Source organism: Pantoea sp. ICBG 1758 (assembly GCF_002928325.1).
GTDB classification, from domain to species: domain Bacteria; phylum Pseudomonadota; class Gammaproteobacteria; order Enterobacterales; family Enterobacteriaceae; genus Pantoea; species Pantoea eucrina.
Window position 1 is genome coordinate 16,698 of record NZ_POWL01000003.1, and the last position, 19,083, is coordinate 35,780.

A 19,083-nucleotide genomic window follows, 5' to 3' on the forward strand; every position below is an offset into this window, starting at 1 on the left:
GTTTCCGGTTAAAACAGCGTCAGGCTTAATAAAGCGGCGCGGGTTGTACTGAGGCGTGCAGTTCGGCATCCAGCAGCGCGTTGCGCACCGGCGCAAAACTGCGACGATGATGCGGCGTGGCACCAAACTGTTTGAGCTTCGCCATATGAAGCGCGGTGGGGTAACCTTTATGCTGCGCAAAGCCATACTGCGGAAAGAGACGATCGAGTTCAGCCATTTCGCGATCGCGCGTCACTTTGGCAATAATGGATGCAGCGCTGATTTCCTGCACCAGACTGTCGCCTTTGATCACCGCCTGCGCAGGCATCGCCAGCGCCGGACAGCGATTGCCATCGATCAGCACAAAATCGGGCGTAAGGTGCAGCCCTGCCACCGCGCGCTGCATCGCCAGCAGCGTGGCATGCAGAATATTGAGCTGGTCGATCTCTTCTGGCTCAGCCCTGCCGAGGCTCCACGCCAGCGCCTTTTCGGTAATTTCATCATACAGCGCCAGACGGCGCTTTTCCGACAGCTTTTTTGAGTCTGCCAGACCAGCAATCGGGTTAGCAGGATCGAGGATCACCGCCGCCGTTACTACGGCCCCTACCAGCGGGCCGCGTCCGACTTCGTCCACGCCCGCAATACGTTGCGCATCAGGATAGATAAATTCAGCCATGAGCAATCTCCAGTACCGCATCCGCCGCCTGCTCATCGGCATTCCAGCGGATCTGCTGATGCAGTTGAGTAAAGGTTTCCAGCAGCGCGTCGCGTTCGGCACCCGCATGCAGCAGCGGCTCCAGCGCGGCGGCCAGCGTCTGCGGCTGGCACTCATCCTGCAGCAGCTCTTTAACCAGCTCCCGTCCCGCCAGCAGATTAGGCAGCGAGACGTAAGGCGTTTTGACCAGGCGCTTCGCCAGCCAGAAGGTAACGGGTTTCATACGATACCCCACGACCATCGGGCACTTTGCCAGCATACACTCCAGCGCCGCGGTGCCGGATGCCAGAATAGCCGCATCGCTGGCGATCATCGCCTGACGCCCTTTGCCATCCAGCAGGTGCATAGGCAGCTCAGGCGCAATCTCCGCTTTAATCTGTTCAAACTGCGCCCGCCGCTTTGCGTTAACCAGCGGAACCACGATTTCCAGCGCCGGGTAGCGCTGACGCAGCAGCTGCGCCGCGCGCAGAAAATCGGCGCTCAGCATTTCAACTTCTGCGCCACGACTGCCTGGCAGTAAACCCAGACAGATCGCGTCGTCTGCAATACCCAGCTCGCGACGCGCGGCCTGCTTATCAGGCTGCAGCGGCATCGCATCAGCCATGGTGTGACCGATAAAACGACACGGCACGTTAAAGCGATCGTAAAACGCTTTCTCGAACGGCAGAAACGCCAGCACCATATCGGTATTGCGGCCAATCTTAAAGACGCGCTTCTGACGCCATGCCCAGACGGAAGGGCTGACGTAGTGCACGGTACGAATACCGGCGCGCTTCAGGTTGCCTTCCAGGGTGATATTAAAATCTGGCGCATCGATACCCACAAATACGTCAGGGCGGAGCGCGGTGAAGCGTTGCGTCAGGTCTTTGCGGATGGTCAGCAGGCGTCGCAGGCGGCCCAGCACTTCGACAATGCCCATGACCGCCAGCTCTTCCATTTCGTACCAGACTTCGCAGCCTTCTGCCTGCATCAGCGGACCCGCTACGCCAACAAAGCGTGCATCAGGATGACGCGCTTTCAGCGCGCGGATCAGACCGGCACCAAGAATATCGCCGGAGGTTTCTCCGGCGACCAGGGCAATCGTTAAGGGACGCACTGACATGAATTAACGGATCAATCCACGGGTTGAACGGGCGAAGAAATCAAAGAACGGCTGGACTTCGCTGTGCTGCTGCGCCAGCGCCTCGATTTCAGGCTTTACCTCATCCAGCGTTTTACCACTGCGGTAGAGCAGCTTGTAAGCGTTGCGAATAGCATGCAGCGCCTCTTTGCTGAAGCCGCGACGCTTGAGACCTTCAATATTGACGCCAAACGGCGTGGCGTGGTTACCCTGCGCAATAATGTATGGCGGAATATCCTGCGCCACGCCGGAACAACCGCCAACCATAACGTGAGCGCCGATAGTGCACCACTGGTGCACGGCCGTCACGCCGCCGATGATCGCAAAATCATCCACGGTAACGTGGCCACCCAGCGTCACGTTATTTGCCAGAATGCAGCGGCTGCCAATCACGCAGTCGTGTGCAATGTGCGCATTCACCATCAGCAGGTTGTCGCTGCCAACTTTAGTCAGTCCGCCACCCTGCGTGGTGCCGCGATGAATGGTCACGCTTTCGCGGATCCGGTTGCGATCGCCGATTTCGGTGCGGGTAGGCTCACCCGCATATTTCAGATCCTGGTTTACCTCACCAATAGAGACAAACTGATAGATCTGGTTTTCTTCGCCGATGCGCGTATGGCCATTAACCACAACGTGTGATTTCAATACCGTACCTGCGCCAATTTCCACGTCAGCGCCCACAATACAGAAGGGACCGATATGAACATTTGCACCCAGTACAGCACCCTCTTCAACGATGGCGGTCGGATGGATGGTGGCGGTTGAATCAATCACTAATTATGCCTCCCGGCTACGGGCACACATCATGGTCGCTTCACAGACAATTTTACCATCCACTGTAGCAACGCCTTTAAAACGTGTCAGACCACGACGGGTTTTTTCGAAGGTGACTTCCATGATCATCTGGTCACCTGGTACTACCGGGCGCTTGAAGCGGGCTTCATCGATACCGGCAAAATAATAGAGCTCGCCAGGTTCCAGTTTGCCAACGCTTTTAAACGCCAGAATACCGGTCGCCTGCGCCATCGCTTCTAAAATCAGAACGCCTGGGAAAATCGGTTTACCAGGGAAGTGCCCCTGGAAAAACGGTTCATTAACAGAAACGTTCTTTACCGCACGCAGATATTTGTGCTCTTCAAAATCCAGCACGCGATCCACCAGCAAAAACGGATAGCGGTGCGGCAGCAGTTCTAAAATCTCTTCGATTTTCAGAGTATGCGTTTCAGTAGTCAAAATACTCTTCCTGTCCTAAAAAATCTGATGGCAACAATAACACGGCCTGCACCGATCAAAATGATCTTTCGCAGGCCGCAAATCAGTTCGGTGGCGTTCGCTTCTCTGCGCTACCTGCCGTCCTTTACCACACTGAAGGGCAAAAGCAGGCAGGCGGCATTATTATGAAAGCGGGTCGCGCGGATGTGCTTAGCTGTTTTTATCAACTTTGCGTTCGATGGCTTTCAGACGTTTGCTTATGTCATCGATATTCATCACCAGCGCTGCCGTTTTACGCCAGGCTTTGTTCGGTTGCAGTGGGATCCCTGAGGAGTAAACCCCCGGCTCTGTAATGGGACGCATCACCATGCCCATACCGGTTACGGTTACTTTATCGCAGATCTCCATATGGCCGTTAATGACGCTGGCGCCGCCAATCATACAGTAACGTCCAATCTTCAGGCTACCGGCCATGATCACACCTCCCGCAACGGCTGTATTGTCACCAATTACAACGTTGTGGGCAATCTGACACTGGTTGTCTATGATAACACCATTGCCGATCAGAGTGTTATCCAGCGCACCGCGATCGATAGTGGTGCAGGCACCAATCTCTGTCCGGTCACCGATGATGACCGTGCCGAGCTGAGGGATTTTCACCCAGTTGCCGCGATCGTTAGCATACCCGAAACCATCTGCACCGATGACAGTGCCTGACTGAATCAGACAATCCTGACCAATCTGAATCTCATGATAAATCGTCACGTTGGCCCAGAGGCGCGTGCCGCTGCCAATCCGGCTCTTTTTGCCGACAAAGCAGCCTGCACCAATCACAACGTTGTCACCCAGCTCAACGCCAGACTCAATCACCGCGTTCGCCCCTACCGACACATTTTGTCCCAGCGAGGCGGAAGGATCGATCACCGCGCTGGGCGCGATATTCTGCGCGGGCTGCGGCGTGGTGTCCAGCAGTTGTGCCATGCGGGCATAGGTAAGATAGGGATTTTTCACTACCAGGGCGGCAGTATTGCACCATTCCAGATCCGCTTCCGTCAGCACCACGGCTGACGCCTGAACGCTGGCGAGCTGCTCGCGGTAGCGGCTGTTGGCAAGAAAAGTGATTTGACCAGGGGTGGCGGATTGCATAGAAGCAATGCCGGAGATGACGATATCGCCATCTCCGTGCAATTCTGCATCCAACTGCTGGGCTAAATCAGCCAGTCGAATTGATGACATCGATTATTTAACCTGTTTCAGCACGTCAGCAGTAATGTCTTTCGCATTAGCAGCATAGGCTACGGCGTTAGCATCAATCACGACATCATAACCATCGCTGTCTGCCACTTTCTTCACGGCATCCTGGATACGGCTCAGCAGTTTGTTACGCTCTTCCATCTGGCGACGACGGTTATCCTGTTCGAAAGCCTGGGCTTTGCTGGAGAAGGCTTCGCGCTGGGACATGATGTCTTTTTCCATGCGGCTGCGCTCGCTCGCCTTCATGGTAGAAGCATCACGCTGCAGTCTCTGCATTTTGGTCTGCAGATCGCGTTCCTGGCCCTGCAGCTCAGTTGCGCGGCCTTTGAACTCATTTTCAAGCTGTTTAGCAACGGTCGCACGTTGCGGTAACTGCTGGAAAATGCTGGACACGTTTACCACTGCAATTTTGTCAGCAGCCTGAACGCCAGCGGAAACCGCTAAAGCAAGACCCAGACCTGCGGCACACAACAACTTTTTCACTATAAACTCCTTACCATCAACGTTTGTGTCTGCGACACAGTGTTTGGCTCGCTTAGCGCTTTGCTGCGCTAAGCTATGCCGTACTTCGCTTCCGCTTCCCTGCTCAGAACATTACCAGGTTTTACCAATGTTAAACTGGAACTGCTCTGCTTTGTCTCCCTCGACTTTCTTCACCGGCTGGGCATAGGAGAAGACCAGCGGGCCCAGTGGCGACATCCACTGCAGCGCCAGGCCTGCAGAGACGCGAATGTTGTTAGGATCGCTGTAGTCCGGAATATCCGCAGCGCGGGTGGCTGCCGTATTCTGCCAGTTGGTATCCCAGACGGTACCGGCGTCCACAAACAGTGAAGTGCGCACGGAGTTAGCGTACTTCTCGCTCAGGAACGGCGTTGGCGTGATCAGCTCGAGGCTGGCAATCGCCATTGCGTTACCGCCCACCGCATCATCTGACTTACAGATCCCGTTTGGATCGGTCAGATTACACGATGAGGAGCGATCGTTAAGGTAAGCGGCTTTCGGACCAATAGTATTGGAACGGAAACCACGCACCGTACTGGAGCCGCCGGCGTAGAAGTTCTCATAGAACGGCATCTCTTTATCCCCGATGCCGTCTCCATAGCCCACACGACCACGCCCCAGGACTACCCAGGTGCCGTCACGGTTCAGCGGCACATACTGCTGCGTATCCAGCGTCGCTTTATAGAACGCGTTGTCTGAACCTGGAATCGTCACCTTACCGTTCAGGTTGGTGCGGTTACCGCGCGTCGGGAAGAAGCCGCGATCCAGCGTATTGTAGGTCCAGCCATAGTTAAAGGTAAAATCATCCGCAGAGAAATCGCCTTTATTATTGAGTCCCTGTGGACGCCCGACCGAGTCGAGGTAACGCCACATTGCTACCTGCGGCCGCATGTTCGACAGATCGTTATGCACATAGCCTAAGCCAACGCGCAGGGTGTTGTTCTCATTAACCGGGAAGCCCAGCGTGCCATCAACACCGTAACTCTTGTTGGTGTAGTCTGACAGATCGGCATCGTCCGCTTTAAAGTCGTTATAGAACAGGCGACCGCCCAGACTCACGCCGTCAACCGTAAAGTAGGGATCGGTCAGTGAGAATTCAGCATAGGTCTGATAATCATTTTTGGTACCGCTGATACTAACGGTATTACCGGTACCGAGCCAGTTATCCTGGGTAACACCCACCTGGAAGCTGACGCCGCTTTCTGTTCCGTAGCCCACGCCAAAGTTAAAGGTACCGGTGTTGCGCTCTTTAACTTTGTAGACCACATCCACCTGATCCGGCACGCCTGGTACGCGCTGCGTATCCACATCAACCGTTTCAAAGTAACCGGTGCGGTTCAGACGCTCTTTACCCTGATCAACCAGATCGCTGCCCAGCCATGCGCCTTCCATCTGACGCATCTCACGGCGCAGTACAGCATCTTTTGAGGTGTCGTTCCCTTCAAAACGGACTTTACGCACGTAATAGCGATTACCGGCATCAACGTTAATATGCAGCTTAACGGTTTTGTCAGCGTCGCTGATTTCCGGCTGCGTCACGACGCGCGGATAGGCATAGCCATAGCGGCCCAGCAGCTTTTTGATATCATCTTCCATCTGCGTCACTTTGGTGCCGTTGTAAAGCTCACCATTCGGGATTTTGGTCAGATGTTCAATTTCTGCTGAGTGGCCTGCCATGCTGCCGTTCACAATCACGCCGGCGATTTTATACTGGTCGCCTTCGTTGATGTTGACGGTGATGTAGATGCCTTTTTTATCCGGCGTCAGGCTGACCTGAGTCGAGTCGATATTAAAGCGCGCATAACCGCGATCCAGATAGAAACTGCGCAGCGTCTCAAGGTCGCCGGCCAGCTTCTGCTTCTGATATTTGCGATCGCCAACCACGTTCCACCACGGCACTTCATCACGCAGCTGGAAGCGGGAGATCAGTTCATCAGAGCTGAACGCTTTGTTACCCACGATGTTGATCTGCTGAATTTTGGCAGAGACACCTTCCTGGAAAACAAATTTCAGATCCACGCGGTTACGCGGCAGCGGTGTGGCAATCGCTTTTACGCTGGCGGTGTATTTGCCGACGCTGTAGTAGAAATCTTCCAGTCCCTTCTCGATTGAAGAGAGCGTGGTGCGATCCAGCGCTTCGCCGACGCGAACGCCTGACGCTTCGAGGTTCTGCTTCAGCTGATCCTCTTTCACCGCCTTGTTACCGGAGAATGTGATGCTGGCAATAGTCGGACGCTCTTTAACCTGAACAATCAGGGTCGTTCCGTCACGTAAAACCTGCACATCTTCAAAATTGCCGGTGGCAAACAGTGAGCGAATGGTGTTTCTGATATCATCATCATTCACCGTATCACCGACGCGTACCGGCATGCTGAGCAGAGCCGCGCCGACGGCGACTCGCTGGAGACCTTCGAAATGAATGTCGTTCACCACGAAATCGTCTGCACCGTAAACGGTGGCGCTGCTAAACAGCAGCGACGCTATGAGCAACTTTTTCATCGCCATCGTTGTTATGCGTTTTCCTAACACATCCCGCACCTGTCTGCGTTCCAGACGTTACAGGCGAGAGAAATCATTGAAAAGTGCAAGCCCCATTAACAGCACCAGCAGAATTGAGCCGATGCGATAACTGAAGTCCTGAACTCGCTCGGACACCGGTCCTCCTTTGATCTTTTCGATCGCCAGAAAAAGCAGATGCCCACCATCTAAAACCGGTAACGGAAACAGGTTGATGATGCCCAGATTGACGCTTATCAGCGCCAGGAACATCAGATAATAAATCACCCCGTACTCCGCTGATAAACCGGCACCCTGCGCAATCGAAATCGGGCCGCTCAGGTTATTCAGCTTTACATCACCTGTAATCAGCTTACCCAGCATCGACACCGTAAGCTTCATCAGCTGCCAGGTTTTGACGCCTGCCTCACCGATAGCGGCCACCGGCCCATACTGTTTCACCGTTTTATATGCGTCAGGCAGCGGCTGCACGCGCGGAATAACGCCGGCGAATCCCTCTTCAGGCTTGCCCGGCTTCGCGGCTGGCGTCAGCGTCAGAGAGTGCCGGGCGCCATTTCGCTCAACCTCAAGCGCCATCGGTTTACCCGGATTATCCCGTACCTGCCCGGCAAATGCCTGCCACTGCGTTAACGGCTGACCATCGACTTTAACGATCCTGTCGCCCGCTTGCAAACCGGCAGCGCTGGCGGGTGAATCCGCCTGTATTTCTGCCAGCGTGGTTTCAATCTGTGGCCCGCGTGGACGAATGCCGAGCGCTACCACCGGATCCTGCTTGTCTGGCTCAAACTGCCAGTCACGCAGGTCGACCCGCTTCTGCTGGGTTGCGCTTTCGCCAAACTGAGAAACGGTCAGCGTGGTACTCTCATCGCCGATTTTCCCAATCAGGGCCATGCGCACAGCATCCCAGTCAGGCGTTTCGATACCGTCAACTGCGTTAAGTTCCATGCCTGGCTGAATTTGCGCTTCCGCTGCGACGGAGCCGCTCACAATTTCGCCAACCACCGGCCGTACGCCGGGCACGCCATGCATAAAGACCAGCCAGTAAGCGAAGATAGCGAAGAGGAAATTGGCAACCGGCCCCGCGGCGATGACGGCAGCACGCTGCAGCACGGTTTTGTTGTTAAACGCCTCGTGACGGCGCTCAGCGGAAACGCTCTCTACACGCTCATCCAGCATTTTGACATAGCCGCCGAGCGGGATCAGCGCAATAACATACTCTGTCCCCTGCCGGTCAGTCCGTCGCCAGAGCGCCTTACCGAAACCGATAGAAAAGCGTTCGACATAGATGCCGCACCGGCGTGCCACCCAGAAGTGGCCAAACTCATGCACGGTGATCAGCACGCCCAGCGCGACGATGAAAGCAGCAAAACTCCAGAGAATGCTTAACATAGTTGCTGCTCCTAGAGGGTATGAAACACCAGCAGCAGCAGGCAGGCAAATACCGGCACGGCCGCTGTGAGGCTATCGATACGATCGAGGATACCACCGTGGCCGGGGATAAGATTTCCGCTGTCTTTAATGCCCGCTTCACGCTTAAACATACTTTCAGTGAGATCGCCCAGTACTGAGGCGAGCGTGGCAACAACGGCACACGCAATCAGCGTGCCCGGTGCCACCGTCAGCGGAGCCAGCAGCGCAAACAGCCAGGCGATGATAGCGGAGGAGAGCAGCCCGCCAAAAAAGCCTTCCCAGGTTTTACCCGGCGAGACTTTAGGCGCCAGCTTGTGTTTGCCGAACAGCCGACCAAACATATAGGCACCCGAGTCCGCGCCCCATACCAGCAGCATAACGAACAGGAGCCACCAGGCGCCGGCGAAGTGATCAATGTCGTAGTGATACTGGCGCAGCGCGATCATGCCACAGAAAAACGGGACGATAGTCAGCACGCCAAACAGCAGACGAAGCGGACGCGAGCCGCGCCAGAGTGCGGCAGAGGCGGGATAGAACAGCACCAGAAAGAGAGCAACGACCCACCAGCCAAGTGCGGCCCAGAGCGAGCTTTCCAGCTGAGGCTGATGCGCATCGTGAGAATAGGACGGTAAGGTAAACAGCATCGCTGCCAGCAGCAGGCCACAGAGCAGCGCCAGCCAGACGCGCTGCTGACGGGTAGCCATACCGGCCAGCTGCCCCCACTCCCAGGCGGCGAGCATGCAGATAGCAATCGTGGTAATCGCGAAACCAGACAGCGGTAACCAGAATAGCGCAGCGATCACCAGCGGAATCAAAATAAACGCAGTGATCAGACGAGACTTCAGCAAAGGTTACCCCCAGGTAGCTCAGGCGCCGCCTGGTGCAGCGCCGCCATAGCGTCGCTCCCGCAGAGAGAATGCATTCAGTGCACCTTCAAAAACATGTTCATCAAAATCAGGCCAAAGAACATCGGTAAACCAGAACTCAGCATAGGCTATCTGCCACAGCAGGAAGTTGCTGATTCGATGCTCTCCCCCGGTCCTTATCACTAAATCCACCGGCGCCAGCTCCTGCATACAGAGGTAGGGAGCAAGGCTTTCTTCGGTTATCTGGTCAGGACGCAGTAGCCCTTCCTGAACCTGTTCGGCCAGTTTCCTGGCACCCTGGATAATATCCCAACGGCCGCCATAGTTGGCAGCAATGTTGAGGGTCAGTCCATTATTTTGTTGAGTCAGTTCCTCGGCGCGGCGAATGCGTTCCTGAATACGACCAGAAAAACGGCTGATATCACCAATAATGCACAGACGTACATTATGCTTATGCAGGCTCTTTACTTCACTGTCGAGAGCCCAGATAAATAATTCCATTAACGCCGTCACTTCCTGCGGCGGTCGGCTCCAGTTTTCACTGCTGAACGCATAGAGCGTTAACGCTTCCAGCTTGTGGCTGACCGCAAAGCTGACGGCACGGCGAACCGATTTTACCCCGGCTTTGTGGCCTGAAATACGCAGTTTGCCCTGATTTTTTGCCCAGCGACCATTACCATCCATAATGATGGCCACGTGACGTGGTGTGCAGTACGACCCGTCATCGATTGTATTGTGATTGTTGGACGACATAACGCGTAATAATTCCTTTCATCAGAAATGCTGTGTTTTCTGAATACATTGCGCCTGCGGCAAAGGCCGGCCCGTAAGCCGGATGACATCGAAACAATGTCGTGCCGTAAAACGCGAGCGACTATACCATTTTCAGCCAGAGCGAACAAATAGCGGGGCTATCAGCCAGCCAGAGTGACGCGTGACAGCAGTGCCTTTGCATGCTGCCGCGCCAGCCGATCGATTTCCAGCACCTCATCAATACTGGCTGGCTCCGGCGAGCTGAGCGTAGCCAGTACTTCGCTGTTGAGGGCGGCAATATCGGTAAAGCGAATCTGATGCTGCAAAAACGCTGCTACCGCGATTTCATTTGCTGCATTCAGCGTCGTCGTGGCCGCCTGCCCTGCAGTACACGCATCGATTGCCAGCTTCAGGCAGGGATAGCGTACGTAATCGGGTTCAGCAAACGTCAGCGCTTTCATTCGGGTGAAATCAAGCGGCGTGACGCCAGCGGCGATACGTGCAGGCCATGCCATGCTGTGAGCAATCGGTGTGCGCATATCAGGCGATCCCAGCTGCGCCAGCACGCTGCCGTCACAATAACGCACCATAGAGTGGATCACCGACTGCGGGTGCAGGATGACCTCCATTTGCGCGTCAGTGGCGTTGAACAACCAGCGGGCTTCAATGTATTCAAGACCTTTATTCATCATAGTGGCCGAATCAACGGAGATCTTGCGCCCCATTGACCAGTTCGGATGCGCACAGGCCTGATCCGGCGACATAGCAGCCAGATCTGCCAGTGGCGTGTCACGAAAAGGACCACCCGATCCCGTGAGGAGAATCGAGTCGATCCCGTTCTCCCGCAGATCAGCGTACCCCAACTGATGCTGTATGGAAGCGGGCAAACTCTGAAAAATGGCATTATGCTCGCTATCGACCGGCAGCAGCTGCGCCTGATGCTGACGCACTGCCTCCATAAACAAGCGGCCGCACGTGACAAGTGACTCCTTGTTAGCCAGCAGCACGGTTTTTCCGGCACGAATCGCTGCCAGCGTTGGCTGCAGGCCCGAGGCGCCGACAATCGCCGCCATCACCTGATCAACCTCATCCAGCGCCGCCAGATCGCAGGCTGCCTGAACGCCGGAGAGCACTTCGGTATCGACGTTGAGTGCTCTCAGTCGCTCACGCAGGTCGGCAGCGGCGGTCTCATCAGACATCGCCGCATAGCGCGGCCGGAACTGCTGGCACTGCTCAGCCATCAGCGCAGCATTCTGCCCTGCGACCAGCGCCGTAACCTGATAGAGATCGGGATTCGCGGCGACAACCGCCAGCGTACTGGTGCCAATTGAGCCGGTGGATCCCAGAAGAGTTAATTGCTTCATCATGCTATCCCTGTGAAGTCATCATAGGTGCCCGCAACGGCGCCAGGCACAATGTAAAACGCCGCCAGAGTGCATTCGGTACGAATACGGCTCTGAACGGCGTTTTATATCTGTTACAGGCAGGCGCTTACCTGCCTCCAGCAGATACAGATCGGGCTGACAGACTCAGAAGTCCATCAGCTCCTTCTCTTTTTCTGCCAGCGCAGCATCAACATGCTTGATGTGAAGGTCGGTCATTTTCTGGATATCATCCTGTGAACGACGTTCGTCATCTTCGCTGATCTCTTTATCTTTCAGCAGCGCTTTGATCTTATCGTTGGCATCACGGCGAACGTTACGCACGGAAACACGCCCCTGCTCTGCTTCGCCACGAACGATTTTGATCAGATCTTTACGGCGCTCTTCTGTCAGCGCTGGCAGCGGAACACGGATGTCGGTGCCGGCTGAACTTGGATTCAGGCCGAGGTCGGACGTCATGATCGCTTTCTCAACGGCCGGACCCAGAGAGCGATCGAACACGTTGATTTTCAGCGTACGGGAATCTTCTACCGTTACGCTGGCGAGCTGACGCAGTGGCGTAGGTGTACCGTAGTATTCCACCACAATGCCGTCGAGCAGTGAAGGTGAAGCACGACCGGTACGCACTTTGCTGATGGTGCTTTTGAATGCTTCCACGCACTTGTCCATGCGTGTTTCGGCATCTTTTTTAATATCGTTAATCACGTTAAAACCCTTGGATTCGGTTTGACCTGGCCATTTCCGCACGCGTCGGAACTGGTATCGATAAACATCGATCATCCTGCTACCTGCTGCTGACGTACAAGCCGCCTGCAACATCGATTATGTCAGGTAGTGGCGCAGCGTCAGGCACTGCGCTATCAGAATATACCTTATTTTACCTTGCGTCGGATATTAATGCGTAATCAGGGTGCCTTCTTTTTCACCCATTACCACGCGACGCAGTGCGCCAGGCTTATTCATGTTGAAGACGCGAATCGGCAGTGCGTGGTCACGCGCCAGCGTAAAGGCGGCCAGATCCATAACTTTCAGCTCTTTTTCCAGCACTTCAGCGTAGCTGAGCTGATCGTACAGCGTCGCGTCCGGATTTTTCACCGGATCGGCTGAGTAGACGCCATCTACTTTGGTCGCCTTCAACACGACGTCCGCTTCAATCTCAATGCCGCGCAGGCAGGCAGCAGAATCGGTGGTAAAGAACGGGTTGCCGGTACCGGCAGAGAAGATCACCACGCGGTTATTACGCAGCAGGCTGATCGCTTCAGCCCAGCTGTAGTTGTCACAGACGCCGTTAAGCGGGATGGCAGACATCAGGCGTGCGTTCACATAGGCGCGGTGCAGCGCATCACGCATTGCCAGGCCGTTCATGACGGTCGCCAGCATACCCATGTGGTCGCCTACTACGCGGTTCATACCCGCCTGAGCGAGGCCTGCGCCACGGAACAGGTTACCGCCACCAATCACCACACCTACCTGGATGCCCAGCTCAACCAGCTCTTTCACCTCTTGCGCCATGCGGTCAAGCACGCTCGCGTCGATACCAAAACCTTCGGCACCCTGCAGGGCCTCGCCGCTCAGTTTCAGTAGGATACGTTGGTATACAGGTTTTGCGTTGGTCGCCATGGTCAATTCTTCCTGGAGGATAAGATGAATGAGAAGTTAAATCTGGTGGATCATCCGCTTAGCGCGTCAAAAAAGCTATTGGGATGAGACTGAAAATCACTGCGCCAAAACGCAGACAAAAAAGAACCGCCTCGCGGCGGTTCCGGTCACTCATTAAGACTGTTTGGACATCGCAGCCACTTCAGCTGCAAAGTCGGTTTCAACTTTCTCAATGCCTTCGCCCACTTCAAAGCGGATGAAGTTGATGACATCTGCGCCTTTCTCTTTCAGCGCCTGACCCACAGTTTTGCTTGGGTCGATAACGAAAGCCTGACCAGTCAGAGAGACTTCGCCGGTGAATTTCTTCATACGGCCTTCAACCATCTTCTCTGCGATCTCTTTTGGCTTGCCAGACTGCATCGCGATATCCAGCTGTACCTGGTACTCTTTCTCAACCACGTCAGCAGAAACATCTTCTGGCTTAACGAACTCTGGCTTGCTTGCCGCAACGTGCATTGCGATCTGCTTGCTCAGCTCTTCATCAGCAGCGGTGGTAGAAACCAGAACGCCGATACGCGCGCCGTGCTGGTAGCTGTTCAGCTGAGCGCCTTCCAGTACTGCTACGCGACGGATGTTGATGTTCTCACCGATTTTAGCAACCAGTGCAACACGCTCTTCTTCGAACTGTGCTTTCAGCGCTTCAACGTCGGTGATTTTGCCGGCAGTAGCTGCATCCAGAACTTTGTCAGCAAACGCCTGGAAACCGCCATCTTTAGCAACGAAGTCAGTCTGGCAGTTAACTTCCAGAATCACACCGTAACCATCAACGATTTTGGTTTTGATCACGCCGTCAGCTGCAACGTTACCTGCTTTTTTCGCAGCTTTGATTGCGCCAGACTTACGCATGTTTTCAATTGCCAGCTCGATGTCGCCGTTCGCTTCGGTCAGCGCTTTTTTGCAGTCCATCATGCCTGCGCCAGTACGCTCACGCAGTTCTTTTACCAATGCAGCGGTAATTTCAGCCATTCCAGAATCCTCGGTTCGTTTCCGGGTGCGTGCGCACGCGCAGAAACCTGTTGCGGAAAATTTACTCTGCCCCGCCAGCCCGTAACAGGGAGCGCGACAGACGGAGATAAATAAAAGGGGCCTGTGCGGCCCCTTATACAGATAACATCTGATGTCTAAGGGCTCTCAGAAAGAGCAATCCTTATTAAGCGTTTTCTAAAGACGCGTCTTCAGCCTGCTCAGCCAGGTCCTGTGAACGGCCTTCGCGCACGGTAGTGGCAACAGCAGTCAGGTACAGGCTTACAGCACGGATCGCATCGTCGTTACCAGGGATAACGAAATCAACGCCATCTGGATCAGAGTTGGTATCAACGATAGCAAATACCGGGATACCCAGGTTGTTTGCTTCTTTGATTGCGATGTGTTCGTGGTCAGCATCAACAACAAACAGCGCATCTGGCAGACCGCCCATGTCTTTGATACCACCCAGGCTGTTTTCCAGCTTGGCCAGCTCACGAGCACGCATCAGTGCTTCTTTCTTGGTCAGTTTGTCGAACGTGCCGTCCTGAGACTGAGTTTCCAGATCTTTCAGACGTTTGATTGACTGACGAACGGTTTTCCAGTTAGTCAGCATACCACCTAACCAGCGGTGGTTAACGAAGAACTGGTCGCAGCTCAGAGCTGACTCTTTTACCGCTTCAGCAGCAGCGCGCTTGGTACCAACGATCAGGATTTTACCTTTGCGAGAAGATATCTTCTGCAGCTCAGCCAGAGCATCGTTGAACATTGGTACAGTTTTCTCAAGGTTGATGATGTGAACCTTGTTACGTGCACCAAAAATGAATGGCTTCATTTTTGGGTTCCAGTAACGGGTCTGGTGACCGAAGTGAACACCAGCCTTGAGCATGTCGCGCATGGAAACAGTTGCCATGATTACCTCTAAAGTATTTTTGGGGTTGGGCCTCCATGTATCCCATACGACCGACCTCTTTCAAGGCACCCCGGCGTATGTGTCGATACATGTGTGTTTTAGTACACATAATGAGATTTATGCGCTTCCTGCCGTCTCGCTTTCGTAAGACAGCAGAGAATCGTCGGCGCGCTTTATACCATAACAGGTATAAATACGCCAGCGGTTGTTAGCGCAAAACGTGTGCGGCAATCCCGATTTGGCAGCCCATTTGCTGCCTGCTAACATGACTGCCACAGAACTCATTATTGTCGAAAATTTCGGCGATTGCGGAAAAATTCATGGCTATCTCAATTAAAACTCCTGACGAAATCGAAAAAATGCGCGTGGCGGGCCGCCTGGCCGCTGAAGTGCTGGAAATGATCGCCCCTCACGTTGTGCCGGGTGTGACCACCGGTGAGCTTGATCGCCTCTGCCACGAGCACATCACACAGCAGCAGCAGGCGGTTTCTGCCTGCCTTGGCTATCACGGCTTCCCTAAATCGGTCTGCATCTCGGTAAACGAGGTGGTGTGCCACGGTATTCCCAGCGACGATCGCGTCCTGAAAGAGGGTGATATCGTGAACGTTGATGTCACCGTCATTAAAGATGAGTATCACGGTGATACCTCAAAAATGTTTATCGTCGGCAAACCCACTATCCTCGGCGAGCGCCTCTGCCGCGTGACGCAGGAGAGCCTCTATATCGCTCTGCGTCTCGTTAAGCCAGGCATCCGCCTGCGTGAGCTGGGACGCGCGATCCAGCAATACGTTGAGGCGCAGGATTTCTCCGTGGTGCGTGAGTATTGCGGTCACGGTATTGGCAAAGGCTTCCATGAAGAGCCGCAGGTGCTGCACTATGACGCCGACGACAGCGGTGTGGTGCTGCAGGCCGGCATGACGTTTACCGTGGAGCCGATGGTTAACGCAGGCGATTACCGCATCCGCACCATGAAGGATGGCTGGACGGTGAAAACCAAAGATCGCAGCTTGTCCGCGCAGTATGAGCATACTATTGTGGTGACAGAAACTGGCTGTGAGATTCTGACGCTGCGTGAGGATGACACTATTCCGGCGCGGCTGGAAAACGTCTGATCCTCTCTCTGCTACCCACTGAGCCGGCTTAATGCCGGCTTTTTAATGCGCGAAGGGGCATGTTGATGAGCGGTAACGTGACCGAGGCAGTACACAAAATTCTCACCGATTCACCCGCCGGCTGGGCTGACGACGCGCTAACGCGTGAACAGCTGAAAGCCGCGCTGGAGCAGTTTCAGCACGCGCTGAGCCTCGCCTTTGATGCCGGCAGCGACGTGGAGTCGCTGATCGACACGCGCACGCTGTTTATCGATCGTCTGCTGCGACGGCTGTGGCGTTTCTTCGGTTTTGATACGCTAAGTGATATGGCGCTGGTCGCGGTGGGCGGCTATGGCCGTGGCGAGCTGCATCCGCTGTCGGACATCGACATTCTGATCCTCAGCCGTCAGCCCCTTGATGAGGCCGCCGCGCAGCGCACCTCTGAACTGATCACGCTTATGTGGGATCTGCGGCTTGAGGTGGGACACAGCGTGCGCACGCTTGAGGAGTGCCTGCTGGAGGGCTTATCCGATCTCACCGTGGCAACCAACCTGATTGAGTCGCGCATGCTGACCGGCGACGTTGCGCTGTTTCTTGAGCTGCAGAAGAATATCTTCAGCGAAGGCTTCTGGCCCTCATCGCGCTTTTTTGCTGCCAAAATTGAAGAGCAGCAGGAGCGCCATCAGCGTTACCACGGCACCAGTTACAATCTCGAACCCGATATCAAAAGCAGTCCGGGCGGCCTGCGCGATATCCATACCCTGCAGTGGGTAGCGCGTCGCCATTTTGGTGCCACCACCATGGATGAGATGATGGGCTTTGGGTTCCTGACCGAAGCGGAGCGCAATGAGATCAACGAGTGTCAGGAGTTTCTCTGGCGCATCCGCTTCGCCCTGCATCTGACGCTGCCACGCTACGACAACCGCCTGCTTTTTGATCGGCAACTGACCGTCGCGCATCGCCTCAGCTACTCCGGCGAAGGCAACGAGCCGGTTGAGCGCATGATGAAAGATTTCTACCGCGTAACGCGCCGCATTAGCGAGCTGAACCAGATGCTGCTGCAGCTGTTTGATGAAGCGATCCTCGCCCTGCCAGCGACCGAAAAGCCGCGTGCGCTGGATGATGATTTTCAGCTACGCGGCGACCTGATTGACCTGCGCGACCCGGATCTGTTTCAGCGCGAGCCGCAGGCCATTCTGCGCATGTTTTATGTCATGGTACGCAACGCCTCAATTACCGGGATCTACTCCACTACCCTGCGCCAGCTGCGTCATGCGCGCCGCCATCTGCGGCAGCCGCTGTGCCAGATTGCTGAGGCGCGCCGCACTTTTATGGCGATTCTGCGTCATCCCGGCGCGGTAAAACGCGCGCTGCTGCCGATGCATCGCCATAGCGTACTCTCCGCCTATACGCCGCTCTGGGGCAACGTGGTCGGCCAGATGCAGTTTGATCTGTTTCACGCCTACACGGTGGATGAGCACACCATTCGCGTGTTGCAGAAGCTGGAGAGCTTCGCCGATGAGAGCACGCGGCCAAAGCATCCGCTGTGTGTGGAACTCTGGCCGCGCCTGCCCCAGCCGGAGCTGCTGCTGATGGCAGCGCTGCTCCATGATATTGCCAAAGGCCGCAACGGCGATCACTCAATACTGGGCGCGCAGGATGCGCTGGAGTTTGCTGAGCTGCACAACCTCAACTCCCGGGAGACCCAGCTGGTGGCCTGGCTGGTGCGTCATCATCTGCTGATGTCGGTCACCGCCCAGCGTCGCGATATTCAGGACCCTACGGTGATCCAGCAGTTCGCCGAGGTAATGCAGAATGAGAATCGCCTGCGCTATCTGGTCTGCCTCACCGTCTCCGATATCTGCGCCACCAATGAGAGCCTGTGGAACAGCTGGAAGCAGAGCCTGCTGCGCGAGCTGTTTTTTGCTACCGAGAAGCAGCTGCGACGCGGCATGGAAAATAGCCCGGATCTGCGCGAGCGGGTGCGCCACCATCGTCTGCAGGCGCTGGCGCTGCTGCGCATGGAGAACCTCAATGAAGAGCGGCTGCACCATATCTGGAGCCGCTGCCGCGCCGACTATTTTCTGCGCCATACGCCTAATCAGCTGGCGTGGCACGCCCGTCATCTGATTGACCACGACCTCAGCCAGCCGCTGGTGCTGGTCAGCCCGCAGGCGACGCGCGGCGGCACGGAGATTTTTATCTGGAGCCCGGATCGCCCCTATCTGTTTGCCGCCGTAGCGGGTGAACTCGACCGCCGTAATCTCAGCGTGCACGACGCGCAAATCTTTACCAGCCGTGACGGCATGGCAATGGATACCTTTATCGTCCTCGAACCCGATGGCAGTCCGCTTTCACCCGATCGCCACCCGCTGATTATTCAGGCATTACAGCAGGCCATTACGCAGCAGGAGTGGGTGCCGCCGCGTACCCGTCGCCAGTCCGCGCGCCTGAAACATTTCAGCGTGGACACTGACGTGAAATTTTTGCCGACCCACACCGACCGGCGCAGCTATCTGGAGCTGATCGCGCTCGATCAGCCAGGATTGCTTGCCCGGGTAGGTGAAGTCTTTGCCGATCTCGGCGTGTCGCTGCACGGTGCGCGCATCAGCACCATCGGCGAACGGGTTGAGGATCTCTTTATCCTCGCCAACAGCGAACGGCGTGCGCTGAATGCAGAAATGCGCGATGTGTTACAACAACGGTTGACAGAGGCCCTTAATCCAAACGATAAAGTGTCCTGAATCA

Annotated in this window: 17 protein-coding genes; 2 read left to right on the top strand and 15 right to left on the bottom strand. The window is 55.4% G+C overall.

What is annotated here, in order from left to right:
- Positions 1–25 precede the first annotated feature (25 nt).
- From rnhB to rpsB, 15 genes are all read right to left on the bottom strand, one after another.
- A complete protein-coding gene (gene rnhB / locus C1Y41_RS11855) occupies positions 26–655 on the bottom strand; it encodes a ribonuclease HII (RefSeq protein ID WP_104085517.1) in 630 nt (209 codons plus the stop codon).
- Positions 648–1,796 carry a lipid-A-disaccharide synthase gene (gene lpxB / locus C1Y41_RS11860; RefSeq protein WP_039382748.1) on the bottom strand — a complete coding sequence of 383 codons (1,149 nt, stop codon included), beginning with the start codon at positions 1,794–1,796 and terminating at the stop codon, positions 648–650. The genes rnhB and lpxB overlap by 8 nt, the downstream gene beginning before the upstream one ends.
- Positions 1,797–1,799: 3 nt before the next feature.
- Positions 1,800–2,588, bottom strand: a complete 789-nt coding sequence (gene lpxA / locus C1Y41_RS11865) for an acyl-ACP--UDP-N-acetylglucosamine O-acyltransferase (RefSeq protein WP_039382744.1) — start codon at positions 2,586–2,588, stop codon at positions 1,800–1,802.
- Between the two features lie 3 nt (positions 2,589–2,591).
- Positions 2,592–3,047, bottom strand: a complete 456-nt coding sequence (gene fabZ, locus C1Y41_RS11870; protein WP_007893924.1) for a 3-hydroxyacyl-ACP dehydratase FabZ — start codon at positions 3,045–3,047, stop codon at positions 2,592–2,594.
- 189 nt (positions 3,048–3,236) lie between these two features.
- Entirely contained in the window at positions 3,237–4,262 is a 1,026-nt protein-coding gene (gene lpxD / locus C1Y41_RS11875; RefSeq protein WP_039382740.1) for a UDP-3-O-(3-hydroxymyristoyl)glucosamine N-acyltransferase, read from the bottom strand.
- A gap of 3 nt (positions 4,263–4,265) precedes the next feature.
- Entirely contained in the window at positions 4,266–4,763 is a 498-nt protein-coding gene (gene skp / locus C1Y41_RS11880) for a molecular chaperone Skp (protein WP_039382739.1), read from the bottom strand.
- 111 nt (positions 4,764–4,874) lie between these two features.
- Positions 4,875–7,286, bottom strand: a complete 2,412-nt coding sequence (gene bamA, locus C1Y41_RS11885) for an outer membrane protein assembly factor BamA (protein WP_039382738.1) — start codon at positions 7,284–7,286, stop codon at positions 4,875–4,877.
- 51 nt (positions 7,287–7,337) lie between these two features.
- Entirely contained in the window at positions 7,338–8,687 is a 1,350-nt protein-coding gene (rseP, locus tag C1Y41_RS11895; protein WP_104085518.1) for a sigma E protease regulator RseP, read from the bottom strand.
- Between the two features lie 11 nt (positions 8,688–8,698).
- The gene (gene cdsA / locus C1Y41_RS11900; protein ID WP_039382735.1) at positions 8,699–9,556 is read right to left on the bottom strand and encodes a phosphatidate cytidylyltransferase; all 858 of its coding nucleotides are present in this window, start codon (positions 9,554–9,556) and stop codon (positions 8,699–8,701) included.
- 18 nt (positions 9,557–9,574) lie between these two features.
- Positions 9,575–10,327, bottom strand: a complete 753-nt coding sequence (gene ispU, locus C1Y41_RS11905; protein WP_039382733.1) for a (2E,6E)-farnesyl-diphosphate-specific ditrans,polycis-undecaprenyl-diphosphate synthase — start codon at positions 10,325–10,327, stop codon at positions 9,575–9,577.
- 161 nt (positions 10,328–10,488) lie between these two features.
- Entirely contained in the window at positions 10,489–11,691 is a 1,203-nt protein-coding gene (ispC, locus tag C1Y41_RS11910; RefSeq protein ID WP_175540480.1) for a 1-deoxy-D-xylulose-5-phosphate reductoisomerase, read from the bottom strand.
- Positions 11,692–11,856: 165 nt separating this feature from the next.
- Positions 11,857–12,414 (bottom strand): ribosome recycling factor, encoded by a 558-nt coding sequence (frr, locus tag C1Y41_RS11915; RefSeq protein ID WP_039385717.1) that lies wholly within the window; start codon positions 12,412–12,414, stop codon positions 11,857–11,859.
- Between the two features lie 189 nt (positions 12,415–12,603).
- The gene (gene pyrH / locus C1Y41_RS11920; RefSeq protein WP_039382729.1) at positions 12,604–13,329 is read right to left on the bottom strand and encodes a UMP kinase; all 726 of its coding nucleotides are present in this window, start codon (positions 13,327–13,329) and stop codon (positions 12,604–12,606) included.
- 153 nt (positions 13,330–13,482) lie between these two features.
- On the bottom strand, positions 13,483–14,334 hold the full coding sequence (tsf, locus tag C1Y41_RS11925; protein WP_039382726.1) for a translation elongation factor Ts: 852 nt from the start codon (positions 14,332–14,334) through the stop codon (positions 13,483–13,485).
- Between the two features lie 184 nt (positions 14,335–14,518).
- Positions 14,519–15,244 carry a 30S ribosomal protein S2 gene (gene rpsB, locus C1Y41_RS11930; protein ID WP_039382724.1) on the bottom strand — a complete coding sequence of 242 codons (726 nt, stop codon included), beginning with the start codon at positions 15,242–15,244 and terminating at the stop codon, positions 14,519–14,521.
- A 320-nt stretch (positions 15,245–15,564) separates the two neighbouring features.
- On the opposite strand from rpsB, the gene map reads away from it, so the two are divergent.
- The gene (gene map, locus C1Y41_RS11940) at positions 15,565–16,356 is read left to right on the top strand and encodes a type I methionyl aminopeptidase (protein WP_039382722.1); all 792 of its coding nucleotides are present in this window, start codon (positions 15,565–15,567) and stop codon (positions 16,354–16,356) included.
- Positions 16,357–16,421: 65 nt separating this feature from the next.
- On the top strand, positions 16,422–19,079 hold the full coding sequence (gene glnD / locus C1Y41_RS11945) for a bifunctional uridylyltransferase/uridylyl-removing protein GlnD (protein ID WP_071669050.1): 2,658 nt from the start codon (positions 16,422–16,424) through the stop codon (positions 19,077–19,079).
- The last annotated feature ends 4 nt before the right edge of the window (positions 19,080–19,083 follow it).

Coding starts and splice junctions, on each gene's coding strand:
- rnhB (WP_104085517.1), bottom strand. CDS start 655: ATGGCTGAATTTATCTATCCTGATGCGCAACGTATTGCGGGCGTGGAC.
- lpxB (WP_039382748.1), bottom strand. CDS start 1,796: ATGTCAGTGCGTCCCTTAACGATTGCCCTGGTCGCCGGAGAAACCTCC.
- lpxD (WP_039382740.1), bottom strand. CDS start 4,262: ATGTCATCAATTCGACTGGCTGATTTAGCCCAGCAGTTGGATGCAGAA.
- bamA (WP_039382738.1), bottom strand. CDS start 7,286: ATGGCGATGAAAAAGTTGCTCATAGCGTCGCTGCTGTTTAGCAGCGCC.
- rseP (WP_104085518.1), bottom strand. CDS start 8,687: ATGTTAAGCATTCTCTGGAGTTTTGCTGCTTTCATCGTCGCGCTGGGC.
- ispU (WP_039382733.1), bottom strand. CDS start 10,327: ATGTCGTCCAACAATCACAATACAATCGATGACGGGTCGTACTGCACA.
- ispC (WP_175540480.1), bottom strand. CDS start 11,691: ATGAAGCAATTAACTCTTCTGGGATCCACCGGCTCAATTGGCACCAGT.
- pyrH (WP_039382729.1), bottom strand. CDS start 13,329: ATGGCGACCAACGCAAAACCTGTATACCAACGTATCCTACTGAAACTG.
- tsf (WP_039382726.1), bottom strand. CDS start 14,334: ATGGCTGAAATTACCGCTGCATTGGTAAAAGAACTGCGTGAGCGTACT.
- rpsB (WP_039382724.1), bottom strand. CDS start 15,244: ATGGCAACTGTTTCCATGCGCGACATGCTCAAGGCTGGTGTTCACTTC.
- map (WP_039382722.1), top strand. CDS start 15,565: ATGGCTATCTCAATTAAAACTCCTGACGAAATCGAAAAAATGCGCGTG.
- glnD (WP_071669050.1), top strand. CDS start 16,422: ATGAGCGGTAACGTGACCGAGGCAGTACACAAAATTCTCACCGATTCA.